This window comes from Bacillus sp. 7884-1, from assembly GCF_002272245.1.
Lineage (GTDB): Bacteria > Bacillota > Bacilli > Bacillales > Cytobacillaceae > Neobacillus.
The window spans coordinates 108,769-121,539 of the sequence record NZ_NPDD01000063.1 but is presented as its reverse complement, the minus strand read 5'-3'; the positions used below and the strand labels follow the sequence as shown (position 1 = coordinate 121,539).

Annotated in this window: 11 protein-coding genes; all 11 read left to right on the top strand. The window is 38.9% G+C overall.

Features of this window, described 5'->3' with window-relative positions; genetic code table 11:
- The first annotated feature begins 33 nt into the window (after positions 1-33).
- The 11 genes from CHI06_RS08650 to CHI06_RS08605 all read left to right on the top strand — a co-directional run bounded on the left by CHI06_RS08650 (position 34) and on the right by CHI06_RS08605 (position 12,495).
- Positions 34-816, top strand: coding sequence for a class I SAM-dependent methyltransferase (locus CHI06_RS08650; protein ID WP_095248025.1), 783 nt, complete (start codon positions 34-36; stop codon positions 814-816).
- A gap of 193 nt (positions 817-1,009) precedes the next feature.
- Positions 1,010-1,525 carry a sigma-70 family RNA polymerase sigma factor gene (locus CHI06_RS08645; RefSeq protein WP_095248053.1) on the top strand — a complete coding sequence of 172 codons (516 nt, stop codon included), beginning with the start codon at positions 1,010-1,012 and terminating at the stop codon, positions 1,523-1,525.
- Positions 1,522-2,004: an anti-sigma factor family protein gene (locus CHI06_RS08640; RefSeq protein ID WP_095248024.1), complete on the top strand. Its 483-nt coding sequence runs from the start codon at positions 1,522-1,524 to the stop codon at positions 2,002-2,004. The genes CHI06_RS08645 and CHI06_RS08640 overlap by 4 nt, the downstream gene beginning before the upstream one ends.
- The gene (locus tag CHI06_RS08635; RefSeq protein WP_095248023.1) at positions 2,001-3,080 is read left to right on the top strand and encodes a DUF6677 family protein; all 1,080 of its coding nucleotides are present in this window, start codon (positions 2,001-2,003) and stop codon (positions 3,078-3,080) included. The genes CHI06_RS08640 and CHI06_RS08635 overlap by 4 nt, the downstream gene beginning before the upstream one ends.
- Positions 3,077-3,169, top strand: a complete 93-nt coding sequence (locus CHI06_RS29350) for an LPXTG cell wall anchor domain-containing protein (protein WP_142300934.1) — start codon at positions 3,077-3,079, stop codon at positions 3,167-3,169. Before CHI06_RS08635 ends, CHI06_RS29350 begins: the two co-directional genes overlap by 4 nt.
- On the top strand, positions 3,166-4,077 hold the full coding sequence (locus tag CHI06_RS08630; RefSeq protein WP_095248022.1) for a hypothetical protein: 912 nt from the start codon (positions 3,166-3,168) through the stop codon (positions 4,075-4,077). The genes CHI06_RS29350 and CHI06_RS08630 overlap by 4 nt, the downstream gene beginning before the upstream one ends.
- Before the next feature lie 181 nt (positions 4,078-4,258).
- Positions 4,259-5,200, top strand: a complete 942-nt coding sequence (locus CHI06_RS08625; protein ID WP_095248021.1) for a diacylglycerol kinase — start codon at positions 4,259-4,261, stop codon at positions 5,198-5,200.
- Between the two features lie 445 nt (positions 5,201-5,645).
- A complete protein-coding gene (locus CHI06_RS08620; RefSeq protein WP_095248020.1) occupies positions 5,646-7,676 on the top strand; it encodes a glycoside hydrolase family 2 protein in 2,031 nt (676 codons plus the stop codon).
- 216 nt (positions 7,677-7,892) lie between these two features.
- Positions 7,893-9,359, top strand: coding sequence for a nicotinate phosphoribosyltransferase (locus CHI06_RS08615; protein WP_095248019.1), 1,467 nt, complete (start codon positions 7,893-7,895; stop codon positions 9,357-9,359).
- A 779-nt stretch (positions 9,360-10,138) separates the two neighbouring features.
- Entirely contained in the window at positions 10,139-11,512 is a 1,374-nt protein-coding gene (gene rlmD, locus CHI06_RS08610) for a 23S rRNA (uracil(1939)-C(5))-methyltransferase RlmD (protein ID WP_095248018.1), read from the top strand.
- A 20-nt stretch (positions 11,513-11,532) separates the two neighbouring features.
- Positions 11,533-12,495: a tRNA dihydrouridine synthase gene (locus CHI06_RS08605; RefSeq protein ID WP_133370939.1), complete on the top strand. Its 963-nt coding sequence runs from the start codon at positions 11,533-11,535 to the stop codon at positions 12,493-12,495.
- The last annotated feature ends 276 nt before the right edge of the window (positions 12,496-12,771 follow it).

Genomic DNA, 12,771 nt, shown 5'->3' with positions numbered 1-12,771 from the left:
CCTGAAATAGGAAATATTAAAGGGGCGACCGACATGGAGCATATAAATTTTGGTCAAGTTGCTAAAAGTTATGCGAAAGCGAGAGAAGATATACCTGTAAGTTTAATGGATAGCCTATACATCCGAGGAGTTTATTTTGATGGGAGAAAAGTAGCGGATATTGGCTGCGGTACAGGTGCCTTTACAAGGAAAATGGCAATGAGAAAAGCAGATGTTATTGGCGTAGATCCGTCTAAAGAATTACTGAAATATGCAAATGAATTAAATAGGTCAAAAAACTATAAAATTCCTTATATGCAAGCAAGTTCTGAGAGTACGGGTTTACAAGATTCTCAGTATGATATCGTAACCGTAATGCGTGCCTGGCATTGGTTTGACCGTGATAGCGCAATTCGAGAAATTAAACGAATATTAAAAGAAAAAGGTACATTAATAGTAGTAGATTCTGGCTTCCTTACTGGTTCTGGAGTGGTTGAGAAGACATTCAAGGTCTTAACTAAATACGTAAGTGGCGGATTAAAACCTGCTGGGGCTAAAGCGGAATCTAAGCAGAGAATAAACGGATATCCTATTGAGTGGTTTGATGAATGGCAAAACAATGGATTTGAGTTACGTGATTTTTATAGATTAAACTATTCAGTTACCTTTTCAAAGGAAGAATGGATAGAGAGAATGGAATCTGTCTCCTGGCTTGCAGGATTAGATGAGAAGGTAAGAGGAAATGCACTTCAAGACTTAAAAGAATCCTTAACAGACCACGAGCCTTACATTATTCCACACGAATGTAATGTTTGTATATTAAGGCTGCAAGAATAGAAGAAAGACTCGATAAATCAAAAACGTGCGAATACCTCGCACGTTTTTTTATGCTACTATTTTATTAAAAGAAAAGAAAAATAATTTTTTTAATAGTGTAGGGGTTTGTAACAATCATCTCGTCTATTATGGTGAAGGTCGCAAAAGAAAGGGGGAGAGAGCGATTAGTGATTCAGTTTTAATACAAAAAGTAATGGACGGCAGTGATCATGCCTTTCGCCTTTTGGTTGAGAAGTACCGCAATGATGTGTTCCGGACTGTCTTTGCTGTTCTTCGTGATCAAAAGGAAGCGGAAGATGCCGCTCAAGAAGTATTTATGAAAATATATAACTCTCTCTCCCAATACGAAAGCCAAGGCTTTAAGACTTGGATGACCAGAATAGCTGTAAATCATGCAATCGATATAAAGAGAAAGCAAGCACGAAGAAAAGAAGAAGTGGCGGCCGCTTTGGAGCAGCAGGTACTAGGTACTCCAAAGGATGGTGTTGAGAAAGAACTTATCGTTAATGAAAGGCAAAGGCTCGTAAGAAAAAGACTTGATGAGCTTCCTGAGAATTATCGAGAAGTCATTTACGGTTTTTATATAGCTGAAAAAAGTTATCAGCAATTGGCCGAGGAACAAAATGTACAGGTGAAAACAATTGAAACGAAGCTGTACCGTGCGCGTATTTGGATGAAAAAGAATTGGAAGGAGGACGATTTTTCATGAAGCATTTTAGTTACGATGAGTGGTTGAATTACGTTAAAGATGAAACAAATGAAAAGACCCGTGAGGAATTTGAAAGTCACTTATATACATGCGACCAATGTCTGGAGCTTTACTTACAAGCAGTATCTGTCCATGAATCATCACTTCCAATCCTTTCAAATGAGTCCAGCTTTACAGACTTGGTAATGGCAGATATATCGAAACAAGAGGCAAGCAATAAAAAACCTGAGGTACAAAAACAAGCAGTAAAGGCTAAAAAGCCATTTTATCAACAGGTTGCGTTTCATTATTTATTAGCCGCAGCAGCTACTTTATTGCTTACCTTTTCAGGCGTGTTTCAGTCTCTTGCTACTTATGCAAGTGCTGTAGAAGCACCGCAGAATATGAAGGAAAAAAAACCTTCGGTGACAGAAGGCGTTATTGATAAAACCTTTGCATGGATGGATTCTTTGGAGAAAAAGGAGGCAAATAAAAAATGAAAAGTTCAACGAAGGCGTTAACACTATCGCTATTCCCAGGCCTCGGTCATATCTATTTCGGTAACATGATACGGGGAGTGCTTTATTTAATGTCTGTGGTGGGATTAGCTTTCATTACAGTCATTGCGTTATTTCCCACCAACAATGGTGAAGTGGCTATATTGTGCTTTATGGTGGGTATCTTTATTTATTTAGTTAGTTTTATTGACTTGGGTGTTCAAATTTCCAAACAAAAGAAAGCAATAAGGACAACAAATCCCGATGAACCTCAAGCACAGGTTACACAGGAATCAGAACGGTTCTATACGATTGTGCTGTCGTTTGTCCCAGGCTTAGGCCATTTCCAGCTAGGACTGATGAACCGGGGGCTCACATTGTTAGCAGCGTTTTTAGGACTTGGTATTATGGTGATTTTTATAACGGCTCTAAGCAGTCGTTCAGAGTTTCTTGTATTCTTAATGGGTTTGCCGATAATCTGGGTGTATGGATTTTTTGACTCGGTACAACAGTTGAATAAAAAACAGCGCGGTGAGGAGCTCATTGACCGGACGATCTTTGAAGACTTTGAAACACGCAGAGATGATGGGAAGAAAAGCAAGTCCATTGCAACCTTCCTCTCGATTTTTCCTGGTGCAGGACACTTGTATTTAGGCTTACAACAACGCGGAATTCAGTTGATGGCAGCCTTCTTGTTCTCTATCTATATTTTAGATGTTTTACGTCTAGGGATTTTTCTGTTCTTGATACCAATTATCTGGTTTTACAGCTTTTTTGATGCCATGCAAAAGGTATCAAAATATGGTGAGGAAGAAATCGAGGATGTTCCGATTATTTCTTACTTAATTAATCATCAGAAGTGGGTTGGAATTGGATTAGTTGTTATGGGGCTTTACTACCTATTCATGAATGTGGTGATTCCAGTCTTCTCTCCAATGATCTCTAATATCATCCAAATTGACTTAATGTTTTGGATACAACGATATTTTCAAACGGGCCTTGTCTGTGTGCTGTTAATTGGCGGGGGTATAAAGCTATTATCCGGAAGCAAGCAAAAAAGGGAGGAAGGGAAATCATGAAAAAATGGAAGAATACACTAACAGGAGTTCTATTAATCGGGGCTGGAATTGGTTTTCTTTTTAGAAAAAGAAAGGAAGGGCAGATATGAGAACATGGCGTGTTGGTACGTTTTCGATGGGGGCTTCGCTAGTATTCCTTGGCCTCTTCCTTTTTCTTTCACGTTTTCTAGGATTTGATCTTGTTCATGTGATGACAGCATGGTGGCCAATTTTATTAATCGTTCTTGGGATTGAAATTCTCCTCTACTTATTTTTCTCGCGGCAGGAGAAGCCAGTTTTAAAATATGATTTTTTAAGTATTATCTTTGTTGGTCTGTTAGGAACAGTGGGAATTGTGTTTGCAATGCTTAGTGCAACAGGAATCATGGAGAAAGTAGAAGATGTCGTTGCGAGGGAAGAACGATCTTTTGAACTGCCTGACTTTTCCTATCAAATGGATGATAGTATTAAACGGGTTGTCCTAAGAACAGTAGGCTACCAAACAACGATTGAAGCAACCGATGAGCAAGAGGTCTCAATGTTTGGAACGTATCGGACACAGACATCCAAAAAGGAAAAGCTTGTTAAGAGTGCGGATGAATATGTATATGCCAATAAAAAGGGAGATACACTTTATATAAATGTTAAGACACTTCCAAATAAATTGGGACCATTTTATAGTCATCCAAAAATTGCCTCAACCATTCTAATCCCAAAAGGTGTGAAACTTGAGGTTATTGGAAACGGAAATGACCTTACGTTAAACCCGCGTGCGCTTGAAAATGACTGGAGTATAAATGGTGCATCATCAATAGATGTCAAGGTTGCTGAAAATAGCAATTTGAATATTGCAGCCGTTGGTGTAAGTGAAGTAAATGGTAAAGATGGAGCATGGCAGGTAACGGAAAAAGGGGATCCAAATGAAGGTATTGAAAGAAACGCAGAATATCAGTCTGGTGAGGGTAAGTATCGTATTAATATCACCAATACTCAATATGTCAGTTTGAATTCGAATTAATTATCACATCTTATTTTTTGCAAAAAAATAAAAAAAAGGTATGATAGTAGACGGCAGTGAAATGGATAGAATAATAATTGTGTCTTGGGTTAATAATTGTAAGCTAAAGGGTAAATTGGTAGAATATAGGAAGACCCATCATATGCCATTTATTGATTTCATAGAAATAGGATGATGAATGATGAAACGAGCACGATTAATATATAACCCCACTTCAGGACGGGAAATTCTAAAGCGCCATCTGGCAGAGATTCTGGAGAAGCTTGAAGTTGCCGGGTATGAAGCTTCTTGCCATGCGACGACGGGTGCAGGTGATGCAACGGCTGCGGCTAGGATAGCAGTTGAACGACAATATGATGTTGTAATTGCTGCAGGTGGTGATGGTACCATAAATGAAGTGGTCAATGGCCTTGCAGAGCAGGAGTACAGACCAAAGTTGGGGATTATTCCAGCAGGTACAACGAACGATTTTGCAAGAGCCCTTCATATACCAAGAGATATTGGTGCTGCAGTGGATATTATCACAAAAGGTGAAATGATTCCTGTGGATATTGGCCGAATCAATGATCGATATTTTATTAATATTGCAGGCGGCGGCAGAATCACGGAGCTTACATACGAAGTTCCGAGTAAATTAAAAACAATGCTTGGACAGCTTGCCTACTATTTAAAAGGGATGGAAATGCTCCCTTCCATTAAGCCCTCGGACGTTAGTATTGAGTATGATGGAAAGCTTTTTGAAGGGGAAGCAATGCTATTCCTTGTGGGGCTGACGAATTCAATCGGCGGCTTCGAAAAGATTGCGCCAGATTCATCGATCAACGATGGTTTATTTTCATTGCTGATATTGAAAAAAATTAATTTGGCGGAGTTTGTTCGGGTCGCAACTTTAGCGATTCGCGGAGAGCATGTAAATGATCCAAATGTCATTTATGCGAAAGCGAGCCGAATTAAAGTACATTCGAATGAAAAGGTACAAATAAATCTTGATGGTGAATTTGGCGGGTTACTGCCGGCAGAGTTCGCAAATCTATACAGGCATTTAGAGGTATTTGTTCCACTCGATGACATTCGACCACTCGATAAACCAACGGATTGGGTACCGGGTCAAAGATATAGCTGAAAAAGTTCGTTCCAATGTGGAACGGACTTTTCTATTTTAAAGGAAATGAAGTTCTGTTTATCCTTACAATCTTTATTCAGTGATTTCCTACTTTTCGCACACTTCGATTAAGTAATTCTGAATTCAAAATCCTACTTTACGTCTATAATCAGCTAGTACTTAAGTTACTTTACATATTAAGCTTAGGATTGTTACTATTTAATGGTAATTATTAAATATTCTGTATTTTGGAAGCGTTTATAAAAATGAAACCCGTTTCATAAAACAAGCCAAATTGGAACTTTAGCTGGCGATTAGATAAGTTAAATTACTTCTAAGTATTTTTAAGGAGGTGTATGCCAAGAGATAATTTACACTAAATAAGTGTATGCCATTTTGTTTAGTTTTCTTCATTTTGTATTATGAAACCGGTTTCAAAGAAAAACATTAAGACTGGAGGTCTATTATGTTTCGAAAATTTACTAAACTCGGGATAGGAATTCTTCTTCTCAGTTCTACCCTTTTTACTGGAGGAGCATATGCAAACACTAATCCAACCGTGGCAGACCGTGAGCCAATGAACACGGAGGTGAAATCCATTGATGGAACAAACGTTTTGTTTCAATATGGTGAACCAGTCCCATCGTTTGATACTTGGACACAAGAAGAGCGGAGTAGAAGCTACTTATCACTTGATGGGAAATGGAAATTTGCCATGGATACCAATAGTCAAGGGATGACTGAAAAATGGTACCAAAAAGATTATAATGATTCAAATTGGCAGCAAGAAAAGGTGCCGGGCAGCTGGGATCTTTATGATACACCTGGGTTTGGTACATACGATGGTTCGAATTTTGGTGAAGGAACGGCATTTTACGATGGTGACGCCTGGTTCCGGACACACTTTTCACCTGATGCCAGTTGGAAAAATCAATTCGTAAAACTTAATTTTCTCGGCGTTAACTATCGTGCATGGGTTTATATTAATGGTCATTTTGTAGGCGAACATGAAGGTGGAAATACCCCTTTTGCGCTTAATGTTAGTGAATATTTACAACCAGGGAAAGATAATGTGATTGCGGTTCGAGTACATCGCAGAGCAGACTTTGATTCTTATACAAGTCCGGATGCGAAGCCTGTTACCAATGACGTGGAACTGCCATACAAACCTGTAGACTACTGGCGATATGCAGGAATTACACGCAGCGTGTATTTGGAGGCAACATCAAATGTAAATGTTAGTAAAATCCTTACTTCAACAGGTGATCATACTTTAACAACAAAAGTGGTTGTATATAATCATGGAGATAAAAAAGTAGAACGTCAACTAGTTGTAGATCCAGGTGAACAAACTGGAGGAAAGCCTAAGTCAAAGGAAATAGAATTAAATCCAGGCGAAGTAAAAGTGGTCTCAATGGATTTTGATATTAAGAGTGCAAGCTATTGGACACCGGACTCCCCTACTCTATATGAAGTAACCGCAACTCTTTATAAGGGAAAAGGTGAAGGTCAAGTTACACAGAGTGGAATTGGCTCCGTTGATGACAGTCTTTCAACAAATTATGGAATGCGAACAATTGCTACAGAGGGTAGTAAATTAACATTAAATGGAGAACAGGTATTTTTAAAAGGTCTTAACTGGCATGAGGAAACAGCTGCAAATGGAAAATCTATGACAATTGAAGAGTATGATACCGAGTTGAATCATGTTCTGAATGTAAATGCAAACTTTATTCGTAACAGTCACTACAACCGTCACCCCTATGTATATGATTTTGCTGATAAGCATGGATTAATGGTATTAGATGATGTTGATAATATGTGGCTTGATACGAAGCAAGAAGCGTTACAAACAAACTCATACGGACTTTCAAGAGCATTAGTATTAAGTATGGCATGGAATCAAATTAATCGCCCTTCTGTTATCATGTGGTCATTACAAAATGAGTCTCAAATTTGGGATGATCAGCAAGTTTACCGTGACTGGCTTTCGGATATGAAGAGTGCTGTCAAAAGTGTTGATATCCAAAACCGTCCTGTCACATGGGCATCTGGAAGCAGTTGGGACCCAGCCTATGACTTGGCAGATGTCATCGGTTTAAATGAATATTTCGGTTATTTCTATATGAAGGATGAGGACCTAGGGACCACTTTAGAAGCAGTTCATAGAAACCATCCTAATAAACCGATACTAATTACGGAAAATGGAACGTGGGCCTATGCAGAAGAGGAACTCAAACATGGAGAACCTACAACGTCCGGGACCGAAGAATGGCAATCCGCTAAATTCCTAAATCACTGGAACCAGGTAACAGATTCCAACCGTCTAGATTATATGGCCGGATATACGTTCTGGGTGTTAAAAGATTATAAACAAAGGTTAGGCTATAACCAACAGATAAACGGAATTTCTACCATGGGATTAATGCGATTCGACAACGAAGAGCCACGCTTGGTATATGAAACCTTTAAAAACGCAGCAAATCCATTTAAATAAGAGTTTTTGTACTATAAAACCTAATCATTAATAATCCGGCAATACCTTAAAAAAGGTAAACACAATTTAGTTATGTGTTTACCTTTTTTAATATTCATATAATCACAAGGGGCATGAATGGGCATTAAGGCATTTTGAACAATCACTTAGAGCGCTGGTTAAATAGTTTTTATAATGGTAAAATTATTTGAAAAAGTAGTTGTTCGGAGGGTTATGATGAAAAATATTTATCAGGATGATAGCTTAGCACTGCATACTGATCTATACCAGATCAATATGGTAGAAACGTATTGGAGAGACGGAAGATTTAATAAACGCGCAGTGTTTGAATTGTTTTTCCGTAAGCTGCCTTTTGGGAATGGATATGCTGTTTTCGCTGGATTGGAAAAAGTCATTCAGTTTATCCAGGGCTTCCGCTTTTCAGAAGATGATTTGGAGTATTTAAAAAATGAAGTAGGCTACCAGGATGACTTTCTGGACTATTTAAAGAGCTTGCGCTTTACGGGTACTATTCGCTGTATGAAAGAAGGCGAGCTGGTATTTGGAAATGAGCCGATTTTAAGTGTAGATGCCCCGCTTTGTGAAGCTCAGTTGATTGAAACGGCACTATTGAACATCATTAATTATCAGACATTAATCGCGACAAAGGCTTCTCGGATTAAACAGGTTCTTGGAAATGAAATTGCAATGGAATTCGGTACTCGCCGAGCTCAGGAAATGGATGCAGCTATTTGGGGTACACGAGCTGCATACTTAGCCGGTTTTGATGGAACAAGTAATGTTCGAGCGGGTAAATTATTTCAAATCCCCGTTTCTGGTACGCATGCTCACTCGATGGTCCAAGCCTATAAGGACGAATATATAGCTTTTCGTAAATATGCTGAAACCCATAAGGATTGTGTCTTTTTAGTTGATACATATGATACGCTAAGGTTAGGTGTTCCAAATGCGATTAAAGTCGCCAAGGAGATGGGCGATTCTATAAATTTCATAGGAATCCGTTTAGACAGCGGTGACCTTGCCTATCTTTCAAAGGAAGCGCGTAAAATGCTCGATGAGGCGGGATTTAAGGATGCAAAAATCTTTGCTTCAAGTGATCTCGACGAGTATACGATTCTGAACTTGAAAGCACAGGGTGCGAAAATTGATAGCTGGGGAATCGGTACTAAGCTGATAACGGCATACGAACAAGCAGCACTTGGGGCTGTCTACAAAATTGTTTCGATAGAAGGCGAGAACGGCAAGATGGAGGATACAATAAAAATCTCTTCCAATCCAGTAAAAGTTACAACCCCAGGTATTAAAAAAATATACCGTATCATTAATAATAAGAATAACCATGCTGAAGGGGACTATATTGCACTCGAGAATGAAAAATTGCCTGAAAAGCAGCTGAAAATGTTCCATCCAACCCATACGTATATGAATAAGGTGGTTACAAACTTTACGGCAAAAGAGCTTCACGAAGTAATCTATTCCAACGGTGAGCTTGTTTATGAAATGCCATGTCTTGAGGAGTCTCGTGAGTATTTAAAGCAAAATCTTTGTGCTCTCTGGGATGAGTATAGACGGACCATGAATCCTGAGGAATATCCTGTTGACCTTAGCCAAAAATGCTGGGATAACAAAATGAGAAATATTGAAGAAGTAAAAGAGAAAGTAGCCGAAATGAAGGCAGAATAGGTAAGTGTGGCACCCATTAATGGGTGTCTTTTTGTTTGAAAAAAGTGGGTTCGCGGAATTATTTCCATATCACACGGAATAAACAAAAAATCCCGCGGAATTATTTTGAAAACCCGCGGGATTCTTGTTTATTTTTGTTTAAAGAAATCCATAAAAGCATGGTAGATTTCTATGCCTTGAAAGGTTAGCATACCGGCTGCTGTTATTGAAAAAATACCAATCATCACAAAGCGAATCCACATTCATTTTTCCTCCCTTTTTGTAAGTTTTAACTTATCAAATCAGGAGAGGAGATAACGTAATTCGACTGATGAAAAATGGGTAGAAGGAAGATAAGAATCTTAGTGTATATTCTAGGAGTAATTCTGTGAAGGGTGACTACGATCTGTGAAATTAAGACAAGTACTCCAATAAAATTAAAATGGTATAGATGTTTTTCTTCATCGTCGGATGTTGATTGCGTATTCCAATCATCAATGGTTAGAACCGCTTTATGTTCATGATGTAGATGAGTAATAACCTTAGACTGGTGAAGAAGAACTGTAAAGGATATGAAGGCAAGGAGTAATGCGATGGGAAGAATTTTTACCTTCTTAATCGTAATCACCTCCTTCCGGGATTGTTTTTAATTATAAACACTTTTGTTGTGTTGTAAATCAATATGCTCCGACAATTTACGCGAAAGTAAATGGGATATAATCAATTTATGGCTGATTTCGCAATTAGATTGGGTTTATGATACAATCTTGCTAGTCAATTCGGAGTAAAGGAAGTAAAAAATGAAAAAAACAATACCGGTTAATAAAAATGATTTTATAGATGTGGTATTTGAAGATTTAACTCATGATGGGGCAGGGGTCGCTAAGGTGGATGGATTTCCTTTGTTCGTCCCAAATGGACTGCCTGGCGAAAAAGCACAGGTTAAAGTGATTAAAGTGAATAAGGGTTACGGCTTCGGACGTTTAATTGAAATTTATGAAAAAAGCCCATATCGCGTTGAAATTCCTAACAGTGAGATTCATAAGTATGGCGGCTGCCAGCTCGAGCACATTAGCTATGAAGGGCAGCTGAAATATAAGGAAAATCAAGTTAAGCAAGTGCTCACCCGTATCGGTAAACTTGAGGATGTAATCGTACACCCAATTTTAGGGATGGACAACCCATGGAATTATCGAAATAAAGCACAAGTCCCAGTCGGTGAAAAAGATGGCAAGCTGATTGCTGGATTTTTTAAACCTAGAAGTCATGAAATTGTTGATACCGATGAGAGTTTGATACAGCTGCCAGAGATTAATAAAGCCGTTCAAACGGTTAAGGAATTATGTAGCGATTTAGGGATTACTGCTTATCAAGAAGAGTCGCATAAAGGTGTCCTTCGCCACATCATGGCCCGTTATGGAAAACAAACAGGTGAGCTGATGGTTGTCCTCATTACGAGAACGGTTGAAATTCCAAACAAAAACCAGTTGGTCGAAGAGATTATCTCACGACTTCCGAAAGTAAAATCAATTGTACATAATGTTAATTCAAAGCGTACGAATGTGATACTTGGCGAAAAAACAACACTCCTATGGGGAAATGAAGTAATTTATGATCTAATAGGTGAAGTTAAGTTTGCTATATCAGCCTTATCCTTTTATCAGGTTAACCCTGTTCAAACAAAAGTGCTTTATGATAAGGCTCTGGAATATGCAGGGCTTAATGGAGAAGAGTCTGTTATCGATGCATACTGCGGAATCGGCACCATATCCTTGTTTTTAGCCCAAAAGGCAAAGAAGGTTTTCGGTGTAGAAGTTGTACCAGAGGCGATTGAAGATGCGAAACGGAATGCAGAGTTAAACGGAATGACGAATGTAGAGTTTGCAGCCGGGGAAGCAGAGGTTGTGATTCCTAAGTGGTACAAAGAGGGGAATTCTGCCGATGTGCTTGTTGTGGACCCGCCGCGCAAGGGCTGTGACGAAACATTTTTGCGAACAATTATTGAAATGAAACCTAAAAAGGTTGTCTATGTATCCTGTAACCCAGCCACACTGGCACGTGATTTACGGATTCTCGAAGATGGCGGCTATAAAACAGTGGAAGTTCAGCCGGTTGACATGTTTCCTCAGACGACACATTGTGAAGCGGTCGCGCGGTTAGAGTTGTATCGATAGTGAGAGGATTTGAGTTTGAAATGATAGATAATTTTTGGCGTGATTTACCTCGGCCATTTTTCGTACTTGCACCAATGGAAGATGTGACAGATGTTGTTTTTCGTCACGTAGTAAGTGAAGCCGGTCGACCGGATGTATTTTTCACAGAGTTTACAAACTCGGATAGCTATTGTCATCCAGAGGGCATGAAAAGTGTGCGTGGCCGTTTGACTTTTACAGAAGATGAACAGCCAATGGTGGCACATATTTGGGGGGATAATCCCGAATATTTCCGTCAAATGAGTATTGGCATGGCAGAGCTAGGATTTAAAGGCATCGATATTAATATGGGCTGCCCTGTACCGAATGTGGCATCGAGAGGGAAGGGCAGCGGCCTTATTCTGCGTCCAGACGTTGCGGCAGAGCTTATTCAAGCAGCAAAAGCGGGCGGACTGCCTGTCAGCGTGAAAACGCGACTTGGCAATAAGGAGGTTCAGGAGTGGGAGGAGTGGCTAACGCATATTTTTAAACAGGATATTGCGAACCTTTCTATTCATTTACGTACAAGAAAGGAAATGAGCCAAGTAGATGCGCATTGGGAGCTAATTCCAGAGATTAAAAAATTACGTGACCGTATTGCACCAAATACGCTGCTAACAATCAATGGAGACATTCCTGACCGTCAAACTGGGCTGCAGCTTGCGGAACAATATGGTATTGATGGCGTTATGATTGGGCGAGGTATTTTTAAAAATCCTTTTGCTTTTGAAAAAGAGCCAAAAGAGCATAGCAGTAAAGAATACCTTGATCTTTTAAGACTACAGCTTGATCTTCAGGATCAATATGCAGAATTACTGCCACGTTCAATCACAGGGCTTCATCGCTTTTTCAAAATTTATGTCAAAGGATTCCCTGGAGCTGCTGAATTAAGGAATCGTTTGATGAACACGAAATCAACAGATGAAGTGCGTGCATTGCTTGATAACTTTGGAAAAGAATCTTGATAGTAATTTCACGTATGTACAGAGAATAAAACTTTATTTTACCTCACGACAAAATATGTTGTCAACAAGAAATTTGCAATATTTCACAAAAAATGTTATAATAGTCTTACAATTGTTTTTTCAATCGTATTCCGAATTCCGCTGTATTTTTTTGCAGCTAGAATTATGGATACGTTTTTTTAATATCCTTTTTAAATAGATGAAAAATTCAAACAGTTGTGTGAGCTTTAAAGGTAAGTTAGTTGACTAAAATTTGCAATTTACTATCTCTAAAAG